Genomic DNA, 22,847 nt, shown 5'->3' with positions numbered 1-22,847 from the left:
GAAAATTCCGAACCAGGTCTTTTCTCGTTTCCGACGCCTTGAAGCGCAATCGGCAAGGCACCGGGCCTCGTTGATTCCAGACCGAACACCTGGAATCCAGAGGCACACACCGCCAGTCCCCGCCAACCAATCCCCCTCGGCGTTCAGCATCGCGCCGCTAGCCGCCAACCAGACTTCACCGCCGGCCATGGCCATCGCATGGAACCATCAGAAACTCCTGCACCCTGCCGACGCTAAAAAGATCGCTTCCATGGCACAGGTCGGGCGCCTCGACGCGATCGCACGCAACCCTGCCAGCAGTCACAACCGGGTCGATTTCGCGTGGAGTGATCCGCAACCCGCGGGACAGTCCAGGGTTGCACTATCGGCGCTGCCCACCCCTGCGCAACGAGCAACTCGCCTTCCCCAGGGCACGATCCGAATTATCGCTGACTCCGGTGAAGCCAACGCCATTACGCGCGGATGCCAGCTGCAGACTCGTCGCCGACAGGACCGATTGAACAGGCAGTTCGAATCTACCGGCGAGCGCAGTGCTGCCCGGGTGCGGTGTTAAGTCACATTTCGGTGGCTAGGAACACCGATTCGAAACTATGTTCGAATGGGTTGTGTTTTGGGGTCTATCCCCGTGTTTTTCGAGACTTTTTGCGTTATCTAGTGACTTGAATCGTTGTTTGCCCTGGCGAATAGGCACGAATTGGCTTGAGCAACCATAATGGATGATGTACTTCGGCAAGCCAGTGAGCTTTATGCCTTCGTTCCATCCACCGAAAGGTACTCCCCCTGTGAAACGCGCGCTCTTTGAAGAGGACCACGAGCAGTTCCGTGAACTGGCTACGGAATTCAATGCCCGGGAGATTTCCGGTAAATACGCTCAGTGGGAGAAGGATCATCAGATCCCCCGCGAGGTGTGGCAGTCTGCTGGTGAAAACGGCCTGCTGGGTCTTGCCGTGCCTGAGCAGTTCGGTGGCATGGGCATCGATGATTACCGCTTCCGTGTAGTGCTTGATGAGCAGCTCGTGCGTTCGGGTCATCTGTCCGTAGCCTTGGCCTTCCACCTGCACGACGACCTGGTGCTGCCGTACCTGCTCGCCTACGGCTCTGCCGAGCTCAAGGACAAGTGGCTTCCACGCATGGTCGATGGCTCTACCATTACCTCCTGCGCGTTTACCGAGCCTGGAGCGGGGTCCGACCTGCGCGCGGTGCGCACCAAGGCGGTCCGCGATGGCGATGACTGGCTGATTAGCGGCCAGAAGACTTTCATCGGCAATGCTGCGTTTGGCGATGCCGCGTTGGTGCTTGCGCGCACCGATGGCGAGAGCGGACGTGCGGGCGAGCAGTCATTCTCGCTGTTCATGGTCGAGCGTTCCGAGGGGTACACCAACGGCAGCCCCTTCGACAAGATCGGGCTGCGGGCTTCTGATACCGCTGAGCTGTTCTTCGACGATGTCCGCGTCTCGGCTGCGGATCTTGTTGGCGAAGCTGGGCAGGGCCTGTCCTATGTCAAGGCGCAGCTTCCCCAGGCCCGTCTGGCTATTGCCGTGGCTGCCTCGGCGATCTGCACCGCGTCCTTCGAGCAGGCGCTGGAGCATGCGAAGAACCGCTCGACCTTTGGCCAGGCGCTGACCGAGTACCAGAACACCCGTTTTGAGCTGGCTAACCTGAAGACTGAGGCGCATGTCACCCAGAGCTTCGTGGACCGGGCCGTCCTGGCATTCAACGACGGCGAGCTGGATCCTTCCGAGGCTGCCGAGGTCAAGCTTTGGGCTAGTGAGAGCGCTAAAAAGCTTTCCGATCAGGCATTGCAGCTGCATGGCGGCTATGGCTACATCATGGAGTACCCGATTGCCCAGTCCTTCACTGCTTCCCGCTTGCTGACCATCTTCGGTGGCACAAGCGAGATCATGCGTGAAACTATTGGACGAGCACTCTAAGCACTTTTGAAAGGAACCGATCACGTGCCTATTCGGCAGATCACTGTTTACGGAGAACCTGTACTTCACAAGCGTGCGGTGGAGGTCACCGAGTTTGATGGCGCCTTGCGCGAGCTCGTTGCCGATATGCACCTCACCATGGATGAAGCGCATGGCGTGGGCCTGGCGGCTCCGCAGATCGGTTTGGGCCTGCGCATGTTCACCTACGTCTTCGCGGACCAGGACGATGCTCCCGAGCGGGGCGTAGTGATCAACCCCAAGCTGACGCTTTCAAAGGTGTCGCAGGCTCCTGCGGATGCTGATGACGACTCCGAGGGCTGCTTGTCCGTGCCCGGGCTGAACTACCCGCTGCAGCGTGCCGACTATGCGAAGGTGGAGGGTTTCGACGAGTTCGGCAATCCGATCTCTTTCGAAGCGCACGGCTGGTTCGCGCGCATCATGCAGCACGAGTACGACCACCTTGATGGCTACCTCTACGTGGACAAGTTGCAGCCACGCTGGGAGAAGAAGTGGAAGAAGGCCAAGAAGGCTCTGGGTTGGGGCGTGCCGGGCAATACCTGGTTGCCGGGTACCGATGAGGATCCATTCGGCCACTAGGCCTCCCGCCGCCTACCGGGCAGTCTTGAAGTCCAGATACCGCTGATGCAGCGCCGCACCGATTTTGCCGGTGGGCGCTGTTTCTGCGTTCCAGACCTTCGAAGCCCTGCCTTGTTCTAGCCAGAAGGGCAGGAACATGCCGTTCTTGCCGGGCAGGATCTGCGCGGCCATCTGCTCGTCGGCTACCAGCGTGCGATTTGCGTAACCCAGGTAGTACTCGTCAAAGGGACCGAGCAGGCGCAGTGGCAGCCCGGTGGGCTCCATCGCTTCAAGCTCCCGGTGGGCGCGGCTGCCGGCGATGACCCAGTAGCCCTCCCCGCGCTCATCGCTTCCTGCGTCCGCCAGCAAGCCGCCGAGTGCTTCTGCGGCGGTTCTCATGGTGGTCAGTGTCTGTCCCGTGTACCAGGCTGCGTCGCGAAGGGTAGCTGGCCCATGCGAGTGCAGGTAGCGGCGCAAGAGTTCCGCCAACGGATCTTCTGGTTCCCGGTGACTTGCAAGCCATTCATCCACGAGCACGAAGTCCTGCGCGATGAGCTTCGCGTCGTGTGGAATGGGCCCCTGGCAGATCAACCCGTCCAGGACGAGGACCTGCAGGATAACCAGTCCTCGCTGCTGGCCGGTCTCCACTCCATTCTGGTTCAGTGCCTTGAAGAGCGCGGAGCGGCTGGCTTGCCCGTGCTCCTGCAGATGCCCGCTGATGATGCCAGCTGCCTGGTCAATGTCCTGGGTGCCGATCTGCAGTCCCCGCATCCGTGTGGCCGAGGAGCGCAAGGTGCGTTCACGCGTCGCGCGAGTCATCCAGCTCGCATCTTCGGCCAAGCAGATATGCAGCGTGCCCCGCATGGTCCATGACCGCACGAGCCGGCCTTCGCTGAACAGCGCATCGACTTGCTGACGGGATTCTTGCGCTGCGGAGCGCTGAGCCAGCGCGTAGCGTCCTGCAGCGAAGTCCTGGGACTGGAACGCGAGCATGTGCTCTGCGGCCTGCAGTACGGATTCTGCCGGCTCCAGTAGCAGCTGGCTCGCCATGCACGCCGCCAGCGTCCGGGTACTGTCCATTAACCAACCTCGATCCAATGCTTGATGGCCTAAAGCCTAGCAGTGCGGGGGTACAGAGATGCCCGCGAAGCGGCGCACCTGCAGCCCTCGTTGACGCAGGGGCGGCGCAGGCTCAAGCGGACCTCCAAGCCCGGATGCGCGCAAAGGTCGAGACCTGCCTGGACTTTGCTGGCCAGGTGCTGGCTCTCGTTGGCGCCCAGGACCCGGAAAGCCCTTTGGAGGGCGTCGTGCCACCCGGATGGAATAGCAGAAGGGACCATCCCAGCGCGCAATGCGTTGGGATGGTCCCTTCAGCTGCAAGCAGCGAGGTCCTAGGCGGTGACGGCTTCAGCCTTCAGCGCTGGTACTGCTGCCGGGTGGGTGCCGGCCATCGATTCGATGACGCGAACAACCTGGCAGGAGTAGCCGAACTCGTTGTCGTACCAAACGTAGACGACAGCGTTCTTGCCGGACACGATGGTGGCCAGGCCGTCAACGATGCCGGCGCGGCGCGAGCCGACGAAGTCGGTGGAGACAACCTCAGGCGAATCGATGTAGTCGATCTGCTTGTGCAGGCTGGAGGTCAGCGAGGTTTCACGCAGGTAGGCGTTGAGCTCTTCCTTGGTGGTCCCGTTCTCCAGGTTCAGGTTCAAGATCGCCATGGAGACGTCTGGGGTCGGTACGCGGATCGCGTTGCCGGTCAGCTTGCCTTCGAACTCCGGCAGGGCCTTGGCCACTGCCTTGGCGGCACCGGTTTCGGTGATCACCATGTTCAGCGCTGCCGAACGGCCGCGGCGCTCGCCCTTGTGGAAGTTGTCGATCAGGTTCTGGTCGTTGGTGAACGAGTGAACGGTCTCGACGTGCCCGTGGGTGACACCGAACTTGTCGTTCAGGGCCTTGAGCACTGGGGTGATGGCGTTGGTGGTGCACGATGCAGCGGTGACGATCTTGTCTTCTGCGGTGATCCACGAATCGTTGATGCCGTGGACGATGTTCTTCAGATCGCCCTTGCCCGGTGCGGTCAGCAGAACGCGGGAAACGCCCTTGGCGGCCAGGTGCTGGGACAGGCCGGCCTCATCGCGCCAGCGGCCGGTGTTGTCCACCACGATGGCATTGTCGATACCGTGTTCGGTGTAGTCGACGGTGGTCGGGTCATTCGAGTAGATGACCTTGATCAGGGTGCCGTTGGCGAGGATGGTGCTGTTTTCCTCGTCGACCGTGATCGAGCCTTCGAAGCGGCCGTGCACCGAGTCGCGGCGCAGCAGCGAAGCGCGCTTGACGATGTCGTCATCCGAGCCCTTGCGGACCACGATGGCGCGCAGGCGCAGGCCGTAGCCGCCACGCTCGATCAGGATGCGGGCCAGCAGGCGTCCGATACGGCCGAAACCGTAGAGGACAACGTCCTGTGGTTCAGCGTCGGTTGCGCCGGCCTGGCCAACCTTCTCGCCCAATTCATCGGCCAGGAAAGCGTTCAGATCAGCGGAACCGGATTCCTTGAACTTCTTGTTCACGCGGCCGAGGTCAACTGCTACCGAACCGACGTTCAGGGCCTCAATAGCATCCAGGATGGCCTTGGTGTCGTTCAGGTCGAGCTCTTCGCCATCGATGCGGCGCACTACGCGGTGGGCCTTGATGATGTCGATGGCGGACTGGTTGATCAGCTTGCGGCCGTAGACGGAGGTCACCACATTGTTCTTGCGGTACAGACGTCCGATCAGTGGGATCATGGCCTCGGCGAGCTCTTCGCGCCCGCTCCATTCTTGCTGGGCAACGACAGACTGCTGGGTCACAGAAAATCCTTCCAATTCAGCCGACTCGCAGATCCATAAAGTCGGTTGGCACCGTGGGAAGCACCATTGCTTTTGCGGTGGCACGAGGTAACAGGATCATCCTCGTAAGTACATGATCCATTCTAGACCGTGCGCAGAAAAACTGAGGATCGGGGACTGTGAATCATCTCACCAGCGCACCAAGGGCTGATGCCGGCGCAATCGCAGGAAGGAAGAGTGTGAATGGGATGGCCGATACGCCGGGTTTTGTCGCGCCGAAGCGGGACGGTCATCTATCTACGACTGCCGTTGCCGGCAGCCTCTAGCGGTCCACCCGACTGCATGGGGCGAACAGCCCTCATAACGCAGTCTGTCTGACCTTGCTCCGAGTGGGGTTTACCTAGCCACCCCAATCACTTGGGGTGCTGGTGGTCTCTTACACCACCGTTTCACCCTTACCAGGAAATCCTGGCGGTCTATTTTCTGTGGCACTAGCCTGCGGGTTACCCCGAGTGGGCGTTACCCACCACCCTGTTCTGCGGAGCCCGGACGTTCCTCGGGGCAATTGCTTGCCACGCGACCGTCTGGCCATCCCATTCACTACCAGTCTAATGCGTTGGGCGTGGGCTGCAGACCACTTCCGAACGCTGATTCGGTCACAGCCGGGTTCACCCGAACCGCTGCGCCTCAAGCAACCGCAACCAGATTTCGCTGATCGTCGGATAGGCGGGGACCGCATGCCACAGCCGGTCCAGGCTGACCTCGCCGACGATCGCAATGGTGGCCGCATGCAGCAGTTCCGCGGCATCCTGGCCGGCGAAAGTGGCGCCGACGATCACCGAACGCCTCTGGTCTATCACCAGCTTGGCCCGCCCGGAATACCCGTCGGCGTGCAGGCTCGCCCCGGCCACCGCACCCAGATCGTGCTCGATAACCGAAATCTGCAAGCCGGCGTCGCGGGCCTGGCGTTCGGTGAGTCCGACCGCGGCGATCTGCGGATCGCTGAAGACCACGCGCGGCACCGCATGGTGGTCCGCCGTGGCCGCATGCCTGCCCCAGGGCGCATCGAGAACCCCGGTTCCATTGATCCTCGCGGCAATGGCCTCGCCCGCGGCCCGGGCCTGGTACTTGCCCTGGTGGGTCAACGGGCTGCGCCCGCTGGCATCTCCTACGGCGTAGAGCCAGTCGGTACCCGCCACGAGCATCGTGTCATCGACCTGCAGCCGCCGGGACGGGTCCACCCCGAGTGCTTCGAGTCCCAGATTCCCGATCTCCGGCCGCCGCCCGGTGGAGACCAGCACTTCCTCGGCTTCCACGAGGGATCCTCCGGGCAGCTGGAGGCCGGCTATCCCTTGCTCATCGCGGTGGACCTGCAACGGCGTGGTGTCCTGGTGCACCACTACCCCGGCCTCGGCCAGCGTCTGGGCCACCAGCTCGCCGGCGAACGGCTCTTCGCGGCCCAGCAACGACCCGCGGGCAAGGATGGTGACCTTGGACCCGAGGGAGGCGAAGGCGAAGGCCAGCTCCACCCCGGCAACTCCGCCACCGATGATGGCCAGCCTTGGCGGGATCGCCTTGGCCGCAGTGGCCTCCCGGGTGCCCCACGGCCTGGCTTCAGCCAGACCCTCGATCCCAGGCAGAACCGGAATGGATCCGGTGGCCAGGACTACGGCCCGGGCCGAGTACTCGCGATCCTCCACCTGCACCAGGCCGCGCCCGGAAAGCCGCGCCCTGCCGCGGATCAACTCGATGCCGGCCGAACGCAGCCACCGTTCCTGCCCGGCATCATCCCAGTTGCTGGTGAAGGCGTCCCGCCGCGCGAGCACCGCCTCGGGATCCAGCGCACCAGTCACCGCTTCGCGGGCCCCGGGAACCCGGCGTGCCGCGCGCAGCGCATCGCTGCTGCGCAACAGGGCCTTGGAAGGCATGCATGCCCAGTACGAGCATTCCCCGCCCACCAGCTCGGATTCGACGATGGCCGCCTTCAGGCCCTGCCGGGTGGCATAGTCGGCGGCGTTCTCCCCGGCCGGCCCGGCGCCGATCACGATCACGTCGAAGTCGCAGTGCTGCCCGGAGGCAGTTTGGCTAGCTCTTGAGTTCTGCTGGGGCATGCTCTGTCCTTGCTCTGCGTGAAGCGCTGCTGGGTCGTGGGTTCAGCCTAGCCAGATCTGCGCTGCGGGTATATGCCCTGGGCAGAAGATCAGGTGAACTCCGATAAGCTGGAACGCGTGCTTATTCTGTTGCCGCCTTCCGAAGGCAAGACCGTCCACGCCGAAGGTTCTCCGTTCGAAATCGAGGACCTGTCTTTTCCGGAGCTTTCCGGGGAACGCCGCCTGGTGCTTGACGCCCTTGCTGAAGTCTCAGCACGCGAAGATGCCATGGACCTGCTGGGAGTCGGAGCGTCACTGGCCAAGGAAGTAGCGCGGAATATCAATCTGCACACCGAGCACGCAGCCAAGGCGCACAATATCTACTCGGGGGTGCTCTTCGAGGCCCTGGACTACGCGAATCTGGATGAAGCAGCGCAGCGGCGCGCCGATGAATCCATCATCGTGGTCTCCGCCCTGTGGGGTGCCGTGCGTTTCGGCGATCGCATTCCGCCCTACCGCTTGTCCATGTCGGTCAAGCTCGAGCCGCTGGGCAAGCTGGCCACCTGGTGGAAGAAGCGCCTGGCTCCGGTGCTGGATGCGGTGGCCGGCGACCAGCTGATCGTGGACGCGCGATCGAGCACCTATGCGGCCGCCTACAAGCCGGCCAATGGCAACACCGTTGCGGTCAACGTCTTCCAGATGCGCAATGGGGTCCCGAAGGTGGTCTCGCACTTTGCCAAGCACACCCGCGGAGAGGTCGCCGGTTTCCTGGTCCAGCAACCGGTCGCACCGGAAAACCCTGGAGAATTGCTCGAACTGGTCCAGACCAAGTGGGAAGCGTCCCTCGTCGAAGACAAGAAGGGCTTGGCGCTGAACATCCTGCTGCCGGAGGACCACCAGTTCACTACCGTGAGTTAGCGTCCTTGGGCAAGTCGCCGAAGGTGGCTGGTGCTCTGCCGATGAAGGGTGCTGGCATGGCTAATGCGGCTTCGTCAAAGCGCTGCGACTAGTTCAATCTCGAATCCGGCAGCATCTTCCAAATACGCCGCGTAGTGCTTTGGTCCCCCGGCGTACGGGTGCAGCTCCGGGAACATCAGGGTGAATCCGTGATCCTGCGCCTGGGAAGCCAACGTTTCCACCGCCTGCCTGGTGCCACCATGGAAAGCCAAATGATTCAGCCCGGGAGCCAGGCGGTCATGCCGTTGCCTCTTGGCATCCGGTCCGGATTCCAGGACTATATAGAATCCGTCGCGGGCATAGCTGATGCCATCAGCCCATTGGGATTCCACCACATAGCCAAGGCGAGTGAGCAGCCAGCCCAGGGAAGCTGTACTGGCTGCCAAATCCTCAACCCAAATTTCCAGATGATGCAGCATGGAATTCACTGACTAAGGAGTCAGCAAGAAGTCCCATGGATCGGAATTCACTTGGGAAACTTCGATCTCCACGGTGTGCCCAAGATCGTTGAGCACGTTGCCCAAGGCGCGGGCACCTGCCGACAGCCAGACCCATTCCGAAGCGAAGTGGGAGACATCGATCAGGTAAGGGAACCCGCCGTTGGCAGCTTCGCGTGCCTCGCTTGCCGGGTGGTGGCGCAGATCAGCAGTCACGTAGACATCGGCCTGGTGCGAGCGCACCGCGTCGAATAGGGAATCGCCGGCACCGCCGCAGAGGGCGACTTTCCGGATGATGCCTGTACGGTCTCCGGCGACACGTACACCGCCAGCCACCGCTGGGAGCACGGTGTAAACGCGTTCAGCGAAATCCTCGAGCTTCATCGGCTTCTCCAAGAAGCCAACTCGTCCCAAGCCTTCTTCTGGCAGTCCGTCCTTGGACTCGATCAACGGCACGCAGTCCTTCAGCCCGAAGGCATCGGCGAGAGCATCGTTGACTCCCCCGATGGCGCTGTCGGCATTGGTGTGCGCCGTAAGCAATGCGGTTCCGGATTCGATCAGGCGGTGAATGGCTTCGCCCTTGAAATTGGTGCCGGCAACCTGGGTGACTCCGCGCAGGAGCAACGGGTGGTGAGTGATCAGCAGATCGGCCCCACGCTCGATTGCATCCTCGATCACCTCCAGCGTTGGATCTACAGCCATCACGATCTTGGAAATCTGCTGGCTGGTACGTCCGGTCACCAGGCCAACGGCATCCCAATCTTCGGCCAATGATTTTGGCCAAAGTTCCTCAGCTGCTTCAAGGACGTTACCCAAGGTGGTCTGCGGAACCGAGGTGTCTTCCACCGGTTGCTCTGGCGTTTCTCCGGTAACGGGCTTGAGCGTCGAGGCATCCAGGGAATCGCTGCTCTTCCCCAGGTCTTGCGAGTTATCTGCCTTGCTCTGCATACCCACCACCCTACGCGGTGGGTATGGGGATGGAACAGAATGCAACGCCGCAACGTTGTGAACTGTGTGAGTATTCCCAGCCTTCAGTCCCCTCATCAATTCAGCCCGTTCCTGGAAGTCCAGGACACCAAGCTGAGCACCTTCGTACTAGCCGGCGGCTGCTTCTGGTGCTTGGATGCCGTGTACCAGCGAACCCGTGGCGTCCACGCCGTGATTTCCGGATACATCGGCGGCCACACCAAGGATCCGGCCTACCGCGAAGTCTGCAGCGGAACCACTGGCCATGCCGAAGGTGTCGCCGTGATCTTTGACCCGCAAGTGGTTCCGGCCGAAGTCATCTTGGACATGTTCTTTACCGTGCACGACCCGACCACGCTGAACCGCCAGGGCTACGACGTGGGTACGCAGTACCGTTCGGCGATGTTCCCGCTCGATGACCAGCAGCGCGGCCTCTTCCAGGACGCCATCGAGAAGTTCTCGCGCGTATACCCCAATCCGATCGTCACTACGCTGGAAGAGTCCAAAGATTTCTATCCTGCCGAGCAAATCCACCAGGATTATTACTCCGAAAACCAGGAAGTGGGCTATTGCCGCGTGATTATCGATCCAAAGATCGCGAAAGTCAGGAAATATTACGCTCAATGGCTAAACGAAGCCTAGTCGCGCTTTTGGCCTACTAGGGTTAGTTGTGAACCTCATAGGTCTCCGGCGGTTACGCCAGATTCCGGCAATTATTTCGCCGCAACTAACTGCGGCCGCATAGAGTCACGTAAGGATTGCATACAAGATGGGCAAGATCTACAACAACGTCACCGAAGTCGTCGGCAACACCCCGCTGGTGAAGCTGAACCGCGTCGGCGAGGGCCTGCCAGGGAACATCGCTGTGAAGCTGGAATTCTACAACCCGGCGAACTCCGTCAAGGACCGCATCGGCGTGGCCATCGTTGATGCAGCCGAGGCCTCTGGTGCGTTGAAGCCAGGCGGCACCATCGTTGAGGGCACTTCGGGCAACACCGGCATCGCACTGGCGATGGTCGGTGCAGCCCGCGGCTACAAGGTCATCTTGACCATGCCTGAAACCATGTCCACCGAGCGCCGTGTGATGCTGCGCGCTTTCGGCGCCGAGATCGTGCTGACCCCGGGCGCCGACGGCATGCGCGGGGCTGTGGAGAAGGCCAAGGAAATTGTTGCGACTTCCGAGAACGCTATCTGGGCGCAGCAGTTCGCCAACACCGCCAACCCGCAGGTCCACGCAGAGACCACCGGTCCGGAGATCTGGTCTGATACCGAAGGCAAGATCGATGTCCTGGTTGCCGGCATCGGTACCGGTGGCACTATCACCGGTGCAGGCCGCTACCTGAAGGAAAAGAATCCAAACCTGAAGATCGTGGCCGTTGAGCCCAAGGATTCCCCGATCCTCAATGGCGGAAAGCCCGGCCCGCACAAGATCCAGGGACTGGGAGCGAACTTCATCCCCGAGGTGCTCGACACCGAGCTGTACGACGAAGTCCTGGATGCCAGCATCGAGGATTCGGTATCGACCGCTCGCGCGCTGGGCGTCAAGGAAGGCATCCTCGGCGGCATCTCCGCTGGCGCAGCCGTTTGGGGTGCGGTACAGATCGCCGCGCGTGAAGAGAACGCCGGCAAGCAGATCGTTGCGATCATCCCGGACTTCGGTGAGCGCTACATCTCCACCCTGCTCTTCGACGACATCCGCGGCTAAGTAAATTTGCAGAAACAGAATAAATCGGCGCGAGCCACTGTTGGGTCTATTGAGAGACCTGTATCGGTGCAGCTCGCGCCGATTTGCTGTGTGACATCTGCGGATTGTACCCGAGCGAACCGCAACCCCTAAGGTAGTATTCATGAGTTTTTTCTCCCGCCTGCGTGAGGATTTGGCCAACGCACGCCAGCACGATCCGGCAGCGCGAAGCGATCCGGAAAACTTCTTCGTGTATTCCGGACTGCACGCGATCTGGCTGCACCGGTTGGCCCACAAGATGTGGCAGAACCCCTCGCTGAAGTGGCCAGCGCGTTTGCTATCCCAGGCGAACCGCGCCCTGACCGGGATCGAGATCCATCCCGGCGCCACCATTGGGCGCCGCTTCTTCATCGACCACGGCATGGGCATCGTCATTGGCGAGACTGCCGAAATCGGCGATGACGTCATGCTGTACCACGGGGTGACCCTCGGCGGCCGTTCACTGGCTAAGGTCAAGCGCCACCCGACCATCGGTGATCGCGTGGTCATCGGTGCCGGAGCCAAGGTGCTCGGCCCGATCGTGATCGGTGCCGATTCCGCCATCGGCGCGAACGCCGTGGTCGTCAAGGATGCCCCGGAAGGCTCGATTGTCACCGGAATCCCCGCTCAGAACCGTCCGCGCAGGCCTGAAGAACGCAAGCCTGCTGTAGACCCGGCCGAGTACATCGACCCGGCCATGTGGATCTAGCATTTCCGCTCCTGCCACTGCGGCAGAACAAACCCGCCCAGCACACGGACCGGCCACGGTCCGCCTGCTGGGCGGGTTTTCGCTTTGGCCCCGATATTTGCGGGCAAAGCAAAACATCGATGCCCGGTACCATTGCGAGTCTGGTACCGGGCATCGATGCCTCTGCGAGTGATGGAGGCCGCTTAGGCCAGCTTGTGGTCCGCAGCTTCGGTGCCATCGGCCAGCTCTACGACCTCGTCCTCAGGATCCTGGGGCTGGGCGCCGAGCTTGCCACGGGTCAGCTTGTGCATGATCATGGCCAGCGCGCCGTCACCGGTCACGTTGGTTGCGGTGCCGAAGCTATCCAGGGCAATGTAGGCTGCGAACATCAGGCCGACTTCGACCTCGCCGAAGCCCAGCATCTGTGCGAGCAGTCCGGCAGCGGCGGCGATAGCGCCACCTGGCACGCCTGGTGCCGCAATCATCATGACGCCGAGCATCAGGATGAATGGGAAGTAGGTGCCGAAGGAAACGTCGCCACCGGTCAGCAGCAGCACCGCGATGGAGAAGCAGGTGATCTTGACCATCGAGCCTGAGAGGTGGATGGTGGCGCACAGCGGAACGACGAAGCCGGCTACCGTGTCGGAAACACCATTCTTCTTGGCTGATTCCAGCGTCACCGGAATGGTTGCAGCCGAGGATGAGGTACCCAAGGCGGTGAAGTAGGCATTGCGCATGCCCCACAGTGCGGCCAGCGGATTGCGCTTGTTCATCGCCCCAGCGATGGAGTACTGCACCAGCAGGACAACCAGGGTCAGCGCGAAGGAGACCACGGCGACGAAGAGGAACTTCTGCACCACGGTGACGGCGTCCCCGGCGGCGGACAGATCCAGGAAGATTCCGAAGATGAACAGCGGCAAGGCTGGAACAATCACACGGCGGATAACCATCTCGATAATGCTGCGGAACTCCACTGTCCCGCGGAAGATCACGGTGGATCGGAAGGCCGTCAGGCCCAGGCCCAGCATGAATGCCAGTACCAGTGCAGTCATGACGCCCATCAGCGGAGTCAGCACGATTTCGGTTGCCGATTCGCCCGCACTGCCGACCAGGGAAATATACGGTTCGAAACCTGATCCTTCGCCTGCGCCAACTTCCTCGACGCCGCCGCCGGAAAGCGACTTGGTGAATAGCCAACGGCTCACGAAGTACGCGAGCAGTCCCGCGCACAGGGTGGAGGTGTAGGCGATGACCGCGGTGATGCCCAACCACTTTCCTGCGCCCTTGCCGAGTTCAGCAATAGCCGGTGCCACCAAGCCGAAGATGATCAACGGCACGATGAACCCAAGGAATCCGGAGAAGATCGAGTTGTAGGTCAGGAATACGCTTCCTAGCCACACCGGCATAACCGGGCCAAGCAGAATACCCAGCAGGATGGCAACGAGCACCCAGCCAAGCAGTGGGATAGATTTCAGCAGCTTCATGAATGTCCTTTAAACGGTTAGGGATCGGAGCGCACTGTTGGACGGGCCACAAGTGTGTCGTGGCGCACGCCTCAATCATGATAGACGTAATTTTTGTTACACCGAAATCCTGTGAATGGATTGAGTGTTACGAGAATACGCCCTCTTGCCGAATATTCTCTACCGTAAATCGCAACACGTTCAATCAGGTTCGATCCCTGGTGCGGCAAGGGTTCAGGAGTTGAATATTCGTCGATTTAACGGCAGCAAGGCGGATCTGCCCCATTAAGCAGTCCCGCCCTGGCTTGGATTCATTGATTATTCGAAGTTCGCTTCGACTACGCCTTGCTCCTGGCCCTGGCCCACCACCTGGCTTTGCACGCGGAGGTTGAGCACGGATCCGCCATCGGCATTTTCATAGCTCACGAAGACCGACCCGGCTCCGGCATCGCTGCCCGTTTGCGACCAGTTCGGTCCGCCCGCCGCCGAATGGTCAGTGAGCAAGTCGACCACCTGAACGGTGGCCAGCTGCTTCATCTGGGCTTCATTTCCGTTGCCCCAAGCAACGACCAGGGCATCTGCATACTCCGTGGCGCTCGATGGGAGCTTGCCCAGCTCTTGGCCCCCGATAGTTTCGGATTGCTCCGACTCCCCGGCCTCCCCCGGAGTGGATGCCGTTGGCGACGCGGACTGCGTCGGGCTGGCTTCAGGAGTTGACGGCTCCTGGCTTGCGGTGCCACCTGCAGTGCTGCCGCAACCGGCGAGCGCAAGGCAGCCGGCCAGTGCCGCCACCGAGCTGAGCTTGAGTCGTTTCGTAGTTCTATCCGGCATGGCTTTCTCCGTTCTCGCAGGGGGCACTGATTCCTTGTGGGTTCGATACTCCACGCGAATCGGCAGCGATTGCAAGTCCGCTGTCCTATGGCAGGTGTCGGTTGGGGCATTTCTCAGTAGGCTTGGGGCATGAGCCAGCACCCTGCCGATAGCCATGACACGATTCGAGTACGCCAAGCCCGGGAAAACAACTTGCGAGGTGTTGACGTCGATATTCCAAAACGGCGCATTACCGCGTTTACCGGTGTTTCCGGTTCGGGCAAGTCCTCCCTGGTGTTCGGCACGATTGCCGCAGAGTCCCAGCGCCTGATCAATGAAACGTATACGACCTTCATCCAGAGCTTCATGCCCTCGATGCCCCGGCCTGATGTAGAAGTGCTGGAAAATCTCTCCACGGCCATCGTGGTAGACCAGGAACGCATGGGCGCGAATTCGCGTTCTACCGTGGGCACGGCGACCGACGCCTACTCGCTCTTGCGCGTTCTGTATTCGCGTTATTCCACTCCGAGCGCCGGCGGCGCTGGCGCGTACTCGTTTAATCTCGGCCAGGGCGCGTGCCCGGTGTGCGAGGGTTTCGGCACCGAGGCGAGCATCGACCTTGATGAGCTGCTGGATTGGGACAAGTCGCTGAACGAGGGAGCCATCAAGGCGCCGAACTTTGCCCCGGATTCCTGGCTGTGGCAGACGCTGACTGCCGGCACGCAGGCAGATCTGGACATGAAGCTCAGGGACATGCCCAGTGCCATGCTGGACCGCTTGCTCTACGAGGAAGCAGGCAAGGTCAAGCTCAATGGGGCCAACATGAGCTACTCCGGTTTGGTCACGCGCATCAAGTCCAATTACATCCATTCGGGCAGGGAGATCAAGCAAGCCCATATTCGTGCCTGGATCGAACGCATCTCCACGACCGCACCGTGCTCTGCCTGCGCCGGATCACGGCTCGGCCAGGCCGCTCGCGCTTCGAAGATCAATTCCTTGGGAATCGCGGACATGACTGCCCTGCAGGTTTCCGAGCTGCTCGAAACCCTGGAGACGATCCAGATCCCGGATGCCGCGCCACTGACCACCAATTTGAAGGCCGTGCTCAAATCCATGGTGGATTTGGGGTTGGGCTACCTGTCCCTTGACCGTCCGGCGGGGACCCTTTCGGGCGGCGAAGCCCAGCGCGTGAAGATGATCCGGCATCTTGGATCAGCGCTCAGTGATGTCACGTATGTCTTCGACGAGCCCACCGTTGGATTGCATCCCCATGACATCCAGCGGATGAACGGGTTGCTGGCTAGCCTTCGGGACAAGGGCAATACCGTGCTGGTGGTGGAGCACAAGCCCGAGGTCATCGGCATCGCGGACCACGTGATCGACTTGGGCCCGGGCGCGGGTACCCATGGCGGCACCATTTGCTACAGCGGTCCAGTGGACGGCCTGCTGTCCAGCGATACGCTGACCGGAACGCACTTCACCACGCGTGCTGCGCTCAGTGCGAACCCGCGCGAGGCACAGGGGTCAATGCAAGTGCGCGGTGCCTCCTTGCACAACCTGAAGAATGTTTCCGTGGATATCCCTACCGGCGTGATGTGCGCAATCACCGGTGTCGCCGGTTCCGGCAAATCCACGCTGATCCATTCGACGATCGCCAAACGCGATGACGTGGCGGTGGTGGACCAAACCGCCATCCGGGGCTCCCGGCGTTCGAACCCGGCCACCTATACCGGGATCATGGATCCGATCCGTGCGGCGTTCGCGAAAGCCAACGGCGTGAAGCCTGCCCTGTTCAGCGCCAATTCGGCCGGAGCGTGCCCGGGGTGCAGCGGTGTCGGATACACCTATACGGATTTGGCTTCCATGGCTGGAGTGGCCTTGCCTTGCGAGCAGTGCGGCGGCAAGCGATTCACCGCTGATGTGCTGGAATACACCCTCGATGGGTTGAACATTGCCGAAGTCCTGGACTTGAGCATGGAAGAAGCGTTGGAGCAGCTCAAAGTGCCCAAGGCGAAGGCCGTGCTCGAACGCCTGAACCAGGTGGGGCTGGGATACCTGAAACTGGGACAGCGGCTGAACACGCTTTCGGGCGGCGAACGGCAGCGAATCAAGCTGGCTATCCGTTTAGGCCAGGGCGCCGGTACCTACATCCTGGACGAGCCAACCACAGGATTGCACATGGCTGATGTGCAGAACCTGCTGCGTCTGCTCGACGAGATGGTCGATGAAGGCAATACCGTCGTGGTCATCGAGCATCATCTGGCGGTGGTTGCCCACTGCGATTGGGTCATTGACTTGGGTCCCGGGGCAGGGCACGAAGGAGGAAGCATTGTCTTCGAAGGGACCCCGGCTGACCTTGCCGCCTCCGGCACCCTGACCGGAGTTCATCTGTCCGACTACATCGAGGGATAGCCATGGCCCAGAACCTCAGGAAACCGCTGCCTGCCGACGCGCAGGAGCTTGCCAGGCTGCATGTCGAATGCTGGAAAGAAACCTACACGCAGCTGCTGCCAGATGGTTTCTTCGACCCTGCCCACAGTGAGCAGCGGCTGCGCATGTGGGACAGGGTTCTGGAGGACCCGAATCCGCTCTTCAGGATTTCGGTGGCGGAAAATGAGGACGGGAAGCTTGTCGGATTCGCCCTCAGCGCACCTCCCACCGGCAATATCGACGGGATACCGGAGAACGTCTCTCGCCAGCTCTACAACCTGTATGTGCTGGAAGACTTCCATGGCGACGGAACAGGGCAGGCGCTGCTTGATGCAGTCCTTGGCAATGAGCCGGCCGTACTGTGGGTGGCGGCCCAGAATCCGCGTGCCATCCGATTCTACGAACGCAACGGATTCGCCTTCGACGGCGTGAGCGAGGACGACCCGGCTGCTCCGAAAATTACCGACGCACGAATGCTCAGGTAGTTAGCAAGCGGGGAGATCCCGACGATGTCCGGGTCGCTCCCACGGCCCAGTTCCGCGTCGATCTGCAGCACCAGCTGCGCCTGGCGAAACAGCGCGCCGTATTCGGGGCCAGGGGGTGGGCGAATTCCCGTGGAGTTGAGTTGGCGCAATTTGTCCCGGGCTTCGGGCAGCTCGCCGAGGCCTTGCAGCCGGTCGAGCATCGAGGTACCGACGTTCTGCTCGGTGATGCCAAGGGACATCCGCCGGGCAATGGGGGTACTGCACGCGCAGCGACCATTGCCTGGCGGGTATCCAGCTTCGAGCGAGAGCAGGATTCCCCGCCCCGCGCTCCAGCCACCACCTTAACCGGTCCTGCTCCGGTCCTAGCCTCTGAATCGGGGGTCGGGCCGGAGCAGTCTTCGGGTTGGCGGAATTAGATGCGCACGAGCATCTTGCCGGTGTTCGCACCGCGCATCATGCCAAGGAAGGCGTCCACGGTATTCTCGATGCCGTCAACGATCGTCTCGTCGTAGGCGATCTTGCCTTCGGAGAACCACTTGCCCATGCGCTCGCCGAACTCCGGGGCGAGGTCAAGGTAGCTGGAGAGGGTGAATCCCTGCAGCTTCAGGCCGCGGGTGATCAGGTTGGCCATGTTCTTCGGGCCCGGAGTCGACTCGGTGGTGTTGTAGCTGGCGATAGCGCCGCACAGGGCAGCACGACCGGAATCGTTGAACGCTGCCAGGGCAGCTTCGAGGTGGTCCCCGCCCACGTTGTCGAAGAAGACATCGATGCCTTCCGGAGCTGCGGCGGCCAGCTGCCCGCGCACATCGCCATCCTTGTAGTTGAAGGCGGCATCGTAGCCGTACTTGCTGGTCAGCAGTTCAACCTTCTCTGCGCTGCCGGCCGAGCCGATGACGCGCTTGGCACCCATGAGCTTGGCGATCTGCCCGGCAGCGGTGCCCACGGCACCTGCAGCGCCGGAGACGAAGACGGTCTCGCCCTCGGCAAGATTGGCGACTGCGCTCAGGCCTACATAGGCGGTCAAGCCGGTCATGCCCAAGATGTGCAGGCGCAGCGACGAGGAAACGCCGGGCAGATCAGGTGCGGACTTGAAATTGGCAGAGTCGGCCTGCACGGTGTCAGACCAGCCCAGCTGATGTTGGACCAAGGTGCCTGCCGGGAACGCTTCGTCCGCTGTCTCGATGACACGGCCAATTGCGCCGCCGAGGATCTGCTCGCCAATCTTGAATGGCGGGATGTAGGAACGGGTGTCATTCATGCGTCCGCGCATGTACGGGTCCACGGAAATGAACTCGTTGCGCACCCGGATTTCACCGGTCTTCAGCTCCGGCAACTCAACGGTCTGGACGGTGAAGTTCTCCTGCGTTGGCCAACCGGACGGACGGGAGGCGAGCAGGATCTGCGTGCTGGTTGCTTCAGTCATGGTTACCAGTTCTTTCAATTCTCGGTGATATTGGAAACTCTCGGTGTCGTTCTAGTTGCCCAGCGCCAGGCCAAGGACCAGCAGCGCAACTGACAGCAGCGGGAAAATCCCCTGCTTGACGGCCAGCTTGGCTTTGCCCGGGCTCCCCAGTGCCAGCACCAATGCGGCGGCCAGCATGGAGCCGGCCCCGGCGAAGACCAGCGTGGCACCCACAGCCAAGTGGCCCATGCCCAAGGCAATCACCCCGGCAAGTGCGGCAACTGCCAAGAAGAGGTTGTAGAAGCCCTGATTGAAGGCCATTTCTCGCGTTGCTTCTGCCTCAGCCTCGCTGGTCTTGAACAAAGCGCGGGTTTTTCCAGTGGTCCAGGTGATGGACTCCATCGAGAAGATGTAGACGTGGAGCAGGGCAGCGGCGGTTGCGAAGATCTGCGCGGCGATGATCATGGCTAGTCCTTGGTGTTGGGAAGGCAACTATTCTGTAACGACCATTTCAATATATACTGGAATGGTCGTTACGAAAAGAGGAGGTGGGTGTGATGGCGCGTACATCTGCATTCGACAAGGAAGCGGCTATCCAGAACGCCCGTTCGGTGTTCTGGTCCAAGGGCTTCGAGGCCACGTCCATTCCCGAACTTGAAAATGCCACCGGCCTGAGCCGTTCAAGCATCTACAACTCCTTCGGCTCCAAGCGCGGCCTGTTCGATGCCGCAGTAGACAGCTACCTTAATGAAATTGTCCGCCCGCGGTTGCGTCCGCTGCTCCAGGACCCAGTACCTTCACAGGCATTGGGAGACTATCTGCGTGGGCTCGCTGCCGTTTTCGCGAAGCCGGAATCCCTGCCTGCAGCCCATGGGTGCCTGCTGATCAACACCGCCAGCGCACCGATTGCAGCAGAGAACGACATCGCTGCCATCATTTCCGCGTACCGGGAAGAACTTGATGAAGCCATGGGCCGCGGCTTGTATGCCCTTCGTCCGGATCTTTCAGTCGAACGCCATGCCCTGCTGAGCGACACCATTACCGGTCTGGTGGTAGCGGCCTTCGCACTGGTGCGCATCTCCCCCAGCGAAGCTGTTCGCTTGTTGCAATGCGCCGAGAACTTGCTGGAAGACTAGGACCGGCCTTCTGCCCCTACTCCTTTCCGGGTTTGAGGCGCAAGCCCCGGGGCACCTGTCGTCCGGATTGCTTCTAGCCAGGCACTGATCCACGGATCAATTCAGTGAATGAATTGCGGAGGCTGCCGGCTCGTTGCGCGGGTGCCCTGCCGCCTGCTGCCAGCGGCAGTTCGTTCTGCAATCACCGGCGCGGGCTAGGCAAATCAGATCGCACGCAGCAGATATTAATCGTCGCGCTCGCCACGAAAAATCCAGCCGCCTTTGGCTGCCGCACCGATTTTCCGCACCTCTGGGATCAGTTCCTCCATGAGCGCATGGCACTGGCCGGGACTTGCGCTTATCCCACCCAGCACTGTGCTGAGCACGCCCCACGGCTGCCAGTTCCAGCGAAGCAAGACAGCATGCATCAGGGCTCAAAAGGCAGAAGCCCACCAGTTCAATCGAATTGAACTGGTGGGCTTCGGATCAGCCAGCAGCTGCTAGCGTCAAATCACTCCGCTTAGTGGGTGTCCTCGGCAGCGATTTCGGTGCGGTCACCGCTCCACTGCGTGTGGAAGGTGCCTTCCTTGTCGGTGCGGCGGTAGGTGTGCGCACCGAAGTAGTCGCGCAGGCCCTGGGTCAAGGCTGCTGGCAGACGGTCGCGGCGCAGGCCATCGTAGTAGGCCAGCGACGAGGAGAACACTGGTGCAGGGATGCCCAGCTGGACAGCAACGGAAACCACGCGGCGCCATGCTGGAACTGCCTTGTTGATGGCTTCAGCGAAAGCCGGAGCGAACAGCAGGTTCGAAGGCTTCTCGCCTGCCGAGTAGGCAGCGGTGATGTCCTTGAGCAGGGCTGCACGGATGATGCAGCCTTCACGCCACAGGCCAGCGATCTCGTCGAGCTTCAGGTCCCAGTTGTATTCGCCGGCAGCCGAAGTGAGCATGTCGAGGCCCTGCGCGTAGGAGACGAGCTTCGAAGCGAACAGCGCCTGGCGCACATCCTCGACGAAGTTCTCCGGCAAGGTGACCTCGGCAGTTTCGCCGGTCAGCACCTTCTGGCCCACAGCGCGGATATCGCGCTGCGAGGAAAGGGAGCGGGCGAAGACCGACTCGGCGATGGCCGAAACAGGCGAGCCCATATCCAGGCCGGACTGCACGGTCCAGCGGCCGGTGCCCTTCTGGCCTGCCGAGTCCTGGATGACGTCGACCAGTGGCTTGCCGGTGGAAGCATCGACGTGGCCGAGCACTTCAGCGGTGATCTCGATCAGGAAGCTGGACAGTTCGCCCTGGTTCCATTCGTTGAAGATCTCCGACTGCTTGGCTGGCTCGATGCCGGCGGCGCTGCGCATCAGATCGTAGGCTTCGCCGATGACCTGCATGTCGGCGTATTCGATGCCGTTGTGGACCATCTTCACGAAGTGGCCTGCACCGTCGGTGGAGATCCAAGCGCAGCACGGTGCGCCGTCGTCGGCCTTGGCGGAGATCTTCTCCAGCATCGGGCCCAGCGACTTGTAGGATTCAGCGGAACCGCCGGGCATGATCGATGGGCCGAGCAGTGCGCCCTCTTCGCCACCGGAGACGCCGATGCCCACGAAGTGCAGGCCCTTTTCAGCCAGGGCAGCTTCGCGACGGCGGGTGTCGGTGTAGTGCGAGTTGCCGGCGTCGATGACCACGTCGCCCTCTTCGAGCAGCGGCACCAGCTGGTCGATGACCGAGTCCACTGGACCGCCGGCCTTGACCATGATCAGCACGCGGCGCGGGGTTTCGAGGTTTGCTACCAGCTCTTCCAGGCTTTCGGTGCGAATGAAATCGCCCTCATCGCCATGTGCTTCAAGCAGCGCATCGGTCTTGCCGACCGAGCGGTTGTGCAGGGCGACGGTGTATCCGTTGCGAGCGAAGTTACGGGCAAGGTTTGCGCCCATGACGGCCAGACCTGTGACACCAATCTGTGCAGGCATAAAAATAAGTCTCCATCGATTACGGGGAGTTGAACCGCCAAGCAGAGACCGGATGAGTCACGATCCCTGTTCACGGCCACGTGACCTTTCCATCCTACAAGGGCGACGCCCGTGTTTTACAGAGGATCGCGTAAATTAAAGCATATTTATTTCGCGGATCGACTCGCCATAGTCTGATTTGGCGCAAGTCATTGGCTAAACTGACCCCATGGCAACTAGTCTGCACGCTCATGTGGTTGAGCACCTCGGCTCTCGCATTATCAGCGGGCAAATTCCGCGCGGCTCCATTATCCTCGCCGCCGACCTCGAGCAGAAGCTCCAGGTTTCGCGTTCGGTGATCCGTGAAGCGATCCGCGTTCTGGCCCAATGCGGCCTAGTCACCAGCACCAAGCGCGTGGGCATCCGCGTACTGGGAGCTGAACGCTGGAACCCCTACGACGATCATGTCATCCGCTGGCGGCTGGCCAGCGACCAGAAGGGCGCACAGCTGCGCTCGCTGACCGAGCTGCGCATTTCCGTAGAGCCGATGGCCGCGGAACTGGCGGCCGAGTTCGCCCCCGAAGCGATGCGCAAGGAGCTGATGATGCTCTCGGCGCAGATGAACCATTACGGGCGCCAAGGCGATTTGCGACGTTTCCTGGAACTGGATATCCGATTCCACGCTGTGGTGCTGGCCGCCTCCGGCAATGAGATGTTCGCGAACCTCTCCACCCCGATCGGAGCGATTTTGCGCGGCCGCACCGAATTGGGCCTGATGCCTGAACGCCCGCACGAGGAAGCGTTGCTCTGGCACCAGTCGGTCGCCGATGCCATCTCCAATTCGGACTCCGCCAGCGCGCGGAAGAACATGGAAAGCATCATGCGCCGGACGCACAACGAGATCTGCAGCCTCTGGGACGGCGCGCCGCGCTTGTTCGTGGACCCGGCCAAGAGCGCCCAGTAACCCGGCATTCCCGACTTAAATGCGAATCCGCCGGGGCAGCGAT

General features: G+C 61.5%; 21 protein-coding genes and 1 other RNA gene. 11 read left to right on the top strand and 11 right to left on the bottom strand.

The genetic code is table 11. From position 1 onward, the window contains the following. Positions 1 to 187: 187 nt before the first annotated feature. The 3 genes from ACNPN0_RS12890 (at position 188) to def (ending at position 2,528) form a co-directional block, all read left to right on the top strand. Positions 188 to 553: a hypothetical protein gene (locus ACNPN0_RS12890; protein ID WP_448938926.1), complete on the top strand. Its 366-nt coding sequence runs from the start codon at positions 188 to 190 to the stop codon at positions 551 to 553. Between the two features lie 229 nt (positions 554 to 782). Then, entirely contained in the window at positions 783 to 1,931 is a 1,149-nt protein-coding gene (locus ACNPN0_RS12885; RefSeq protein WP_448938608.1) for an acyl-CoA dehydrogenase family protein, read from the top strand. A 24-nt stretch (positions 1,932 to 1,955) separates the two neighbouring features. Continuing rightward, entirely contained in the window at positions 1,956 to 2,528 is a 573-nt protein-coding gene (def, locus tag ACNPN0_RS12880) for a peptide deformylase (protein ID WP_105657783.1), read from the top strand. A gap of 12 nt (positions 2,529 to 2,540) precedes the next feature. Here def and ACNPN0_RS12875 read toward each other — a convergent pair whose 3' ends face one another. The 4 genes from ACNPN0_RS12875 to ACNPN0_RS12860 form a co-directional block, all read right to left on the bottom strand. Continuing rightward, positions 2,541 to 3,587 (bottom strand): winged helix DNA-binding domain-containing protein, encoded by a 1,047-nt coding sequence (locus tag ACNPN0_RS12875; RefSeq protein ID WP_448938607.1) that lies wholly within the window; start codon positions 3,585 to 3,587, stop codon positions 2,541 to 2,543. Positions 3,588 to 3,898: 311 nt separating this feature from the next. Continuing rightward, positions 3,899 to 5,356, bottom strand: coding sequence for a glyceraldehyde-3-phosphate dehydrogenase (locus tag ACNPN0_RS12870; protein WP_332489257.1), 1,458 nt, complete (start codon positions 5,354 to 5,356; stop codon positions 3,899 to 3,901). Positions 5,357 to 5,575: 219 nt separating this feature from the next. Continuing rightward, positions 5,576 to 5,931, bottom strand: an RNA gene (gene rnpB / locus ACNPN0_RS12865) — RNase P RNA component class A. A gap of 72 nt (positions 5,932 to 6,003) precedes the next feature. Next, a complete protein-coding gene (locus ACNPN0_RS12860; RefSeq protein WP_448938606.1) occupies positions 6,004 to 7,446 on the bottom strand; it encodes a dihydrolipoyl dehydrogenase family protein in 1,443 nt (480 codons plus the stop codon). A gap of 117 nt (positions 7,447 to 7,563) precedes the next feature. On the opposite strand from ACNPN0_RS12860, the gene ACNPN0_RS12855 reads away from it, so the two are divergent. Continuing rightward, positions 7,564 to 8,343, top strand: a complete 780-nt coding sequence (locus ACNPN0_RS12855; RefSeq protein WP_448938791.1) for a YaaA family protein — start codon at positions 7,564 to 7,566, stop codon at positions 8,341 to 8,343. Positions 8,344 to 8,417: 74 nt separating this feature from the next. Here ACNPN0_RS12855 and ACNPN0_RS12850 read toward each other — a convergent pair whose 3' ends face one another. Both ACNPN0_RS12850 and ACNPN0_RS12845 read right to left on the bottom strand, forming a co-directional pair. Next, positions 8,418 to 8,801: a VOC family protein gene (locus ACNPN0_RS12850; RefSeq protein WP_448938790.1), complete on the bottom strand. Its 384-nt coding sequence runs from the start codon at positions 8,799 to 8,801 to the stop codon at positions 8,418 to 8,420. Between the two features lie 12 nt (positions 8,802 to 8,813). Then, positions 8,814 to 9,767 (bottom strand): Nif3-like dinuclear metal center hexameric protein, encoded by a 954-nt coding sequence (locus ACNPN0_RS12845; RefSeq protein ID WP_448938605.1) that lies wholly within the window; start codon positions 9,765 to 9,767, stop codon positions 8,814 to 8,816. A gap of 132 nt (positions 9,768 to 9,899) precedes the next feature. Here ACNPN0_RS12845 and msrA point away from each other — a divergent pair, with 132 nt between their 5' ends. The 3 genes from msrA (at position 9,900) to epsC (ending at position 12,217) form a co-directional block, all read left to right on the top strand. Further along, positions 9,900 to 10,427 carry a peptide-methionine (S)-S-oxide reductase MsrA gene (gene msrA, locus ACNPN0_RS12840; protein WP_332489255.1) on the top strand — a complete coding sequence of 176 codons (528 nt, stop codon included), beginning with the start codon at positions 9,900 to 9,902 and terminating at the stop codon, positions 10,425 to 10,427. A 127-nt stretch (positions 10,428 to 10,554) separates the two neighbouring features. Further along, positions 10,555 to 11,490, top strand: coding sequence for a cysteine synthase A (gene cysK, locus ACNPN0_RS12835; protein WP_105661227.1), 936 nt, complete (start codon positions 10,555 to 10,557; stop codon positions 11,488 to 11,490). Positions 11,491 to 11,632: 142 nt separating this feature from the next. Continuing rightward, on the top strand, positions 11,633 to 12,217 hold the full coding sequence (gene epsC, locus ACNPN0_RS12830; protein WP_105657773.1) for a serine O-acetyltransferase EpsC: 585 nt from the start codon (positions 11,633 to 11,635) through the stop codon (positions 12,215 to 12,217). A 182-nt stretch (positions 12,218 to 12,399) separates the two neighbouring features. On the opposite strand, the gene ACNPN0_RS12825 is transcribed toward epsC, so the two are convergent. Together ACNPN0_RS12825 and ACNPN0_RS12820 are read right to left on the bottom strand one after the other, a co-directional pair. Next, positions 12,400 to 13,680, bottom strand: coding sequence for a dicarboxylate/amino acid:cation symporter (locus ACNPN0_RS12825; protein ID WP_400342347.1), 1,281 nt, complete (start codon positions 13,678 to 13,680; stop codon positions 12,400 to 12,402). 297 nt (positions 13,681 to 13,977) lie between these two features. Next, positions 13,978 to 14,490: a hypothetical protein gene (locus ACNPN0_RS12820; RefSeq protein WP_448938604.1), complete on the bottom strand. Its 513-nt coding sequence runs from the start codon at positions 14,488 to 14,490 to the stop codon at positions 13,978 to 13,980. A 129-nt stretch (positions 14,491 to 14,619) separates the two neighbouring features. Between ACNPN0_RS12820 and ACNPN0_RS12815 the strand changes: the two genes are divergently transcribed. Beyond that, complete coding sequence (locus ACNPN0_RS12815; protein WP_448938603.1) at positions 14,620 to 16,881, top strand: ATP-binding cassette domain-containing protein; 2,262 nt, start codon at positions 14,620 to 14,622, stop codon at positions 16,879 to 16,881. Positions 16,882 to 16,883: 2 nt separating this feature from the next. Then, positions 16,884 to 17,384 carry a GNAT family N-acetyltransferase gene (locus ACNPN0_RS12810; protein WP_434690329.1) on the top strand — a complete coding sequence of 167 codons (501 nt, stop codon included), beginning with the start codon at positions 16,884 to 16,886 and terminating at the stop codon, positions 17,382 to 17,384. 412 nt (positions 17,385 to 17,796) lie between these two features. On the opposite strand, the gene ACNPN0_RS12805 is transcribed toward ACNPN0_RS12810, so the two are convergent. Continuing rightward, positions 17,797 to 18,807: a zinc-binding dehydrogenase gene (locus ACNPN0_RS12805; RefSeq protein WP_434690324.1), complete on the bottom strand. Its 1,011-nt coding sequence runs from the start codon at positions 18,805 to 18,807 to the stop codon at positions 17,797 to 17,799. A gap of 51 nt (positions 18,808 to 18,858) precedes the next feature. Continuing rightward, the gene (locus ACNPN0_RS12800) at positions 18,859 to 19,251 is read right to left on the bottom strand and encodes a DUF1304 domain-containing protein (protein WP_434690322.1); all 393 of its coding nucleotides are present in this window, start codon (positions 19,249 to 19,251) and stop codon (positions 18,859 to 18,861) included. Positions 19,252 to 19,343: 92 nt separating this feature from the next. Between ACNPN0_RS12800 and ACNPN0_RS12795 the strand changes: the two genes are divergently transcribed. Beyond that, entirely contained in the window at positions 19,344 to 19,922 is a 579-nt protein-coding gene (locus ACNPN0_RS12795; RefSeq protein ID WP_448938602.1) for a TetR/AcrR family transcriptional regulator, read from the top strand. Between the two features lie 499 nt (positions 19,923 to 20,421). On the opposite strand, the gene gndA is transcribed toward ACNPN0_RS12795, so the two are convergent. Next, positions 20,422 to 21,861, bottom strand: a complete 1,440-nt coding sequence (gndA, locus tag ACNPN0_RS12790; RefSeq protein ID WP_105657765.1) for an NADP-dependent phosphogluconate dehydrogenase — start codon at positions 21,859 to 21,861, stop codon at positions 20,422 to 20,424. Positions 21,862 to 22,069: 208 nt separating this feature from the next. On the opposite strand from gndA, the gene ACNPN0_RS12785 reads away from it, so the two are divergent. Further along, positions 22,070 to 22,804: a FadR/GntR family transcriptional regulator gene (locus ACNPN0_RS12785; protein ID WP_105657764.1), complete on the top strand. Its 735-nt coding sequence runs from the start codon at positions 22,070 to 22,072 to the stop codon at positions 22,802 to 22,804. Positions 22,805 to 22,847: the final 43 nt, after the last annotated feature.

Source organism: Glutamicibacter sp. AGC84, assembly GCF_053543575.1.
This window is presented reverse-complemented; position numbering and strand designations above follow the sequence as displayed.

Bases quoted from the DNA above. Each gene is read 5' to 3' on its own strand.
- ACNPN0_RS12890 (WP_448938926.1), top strand. From the start codon at position 188: ATGGCCATCGCATGGAACCATCAGAAACTCCTGCACCCTGCCGACGCT.
- ACNPN0_RS12875 (WP_448938607.1), bottom strand. From the start codon at position 3,587: ATGGACAGTACCCGGACGCTGGCGGCGTGCATGGCGAGCCAGCTGCTA.
- ACNPN0_RS12860 (WP_448938606.1), bottom strand. From the start codon at position 7,446: ATGCCCCAGCAGAACTCAAGAGCTAGCCAAACTGCCTCCGGGCAGCAC.
- ACNPN0_RS12850 (WP_448938790.1), bottom strand. From the start codon at position 8,801: ATGCTGCATCATCTGGAAATTTGGGTTGAGGATTTGGCAGCCAGTACA.
- ACNPN0_RS12845 (WP_448938605.1), bottom strand. From the start codon at position 9,767: ATGCAGAGCAAGGCAGATAACTCGCAAGACCTGGGGAAGAGCAGCGAT.
- cysK (WP_105661227.1), top strand. From the start codon at position 10,555: ATGGGCAAGATCTACAACAACGTCACCGAAGTCGTCGGCAACACCCCG.
- epsC (WP_105657773.1), top strand. From the start codon at position 11,633: ATGAGTTTTTTCTCCCGCCTGCGTGAGGATTTGGCCAACGCACGCCAG.
- ACNPN0_RS12825 (WP_400342347.1), bottom strand. From the start codon at position 13,680: ATGAAGCTGCTGAAATCTATCCCACTGCTTGGCTGGGTGCTCGTTGCC.
- ACNPN0_RS12820 (WP_448938604.1), bottom strand. From the start codon at position 14,490: ATGCCGGATAGAACTACGAAACGACTCAAGCTCAGCTCGGTGGCGGCA.
- ACNPN0_RS12815 (WP_448938603.1), top strand. From the start codon at position 14,620: ATGAGCCAGCACCCTGCCGATAGCCATGACACGATTCGAGTACGCCAA.
- ACNPN0_RS12810 (WP_434690329.1), top strand. From the start codon at position 16,884: ATGGCCCAGAACCTCAGGAAACCGCTGCCTGCCGACGCGCAGGAGCTT.
- ACNPN0_RS12805 (WP_434690324.1), bottom strand. From the start codon at position 18,807: ATGACTGAAGCAACCAGCACGCAGATCCTGCTCGCCTCCCGTCCGTCC.
- ACNPN0_RS12800 (WP_434690322.1), bottom strand. From the start codon at position 19,251: ATGATCATCGCCGCGCAGATCTTCGCAACCGCCGCTGCCCTGCTCCAC.
- ACNPN0_RS12795 (WP_448938602.1), top strand. From the start codon at position 19,344: ATGGCGCGTACATCTGCATTCGACAAGGAAGCGGCTATCCAGAACGCC.
- gndA (WP_105657765.1), bottom strand. From the start codon at position 21,861: ATGCCTGCACAGATTGGTGTCACAGGTCTGGCCGTCATGGGCGCAAAC.
- ACNPN0_RS12785 (WP_105657764.1), top strand. From the start codon at position 22,070: ATGGCAACTAGTCTGCACGCTCATGTGGTTGAGCACCTCGGCTCTCGC.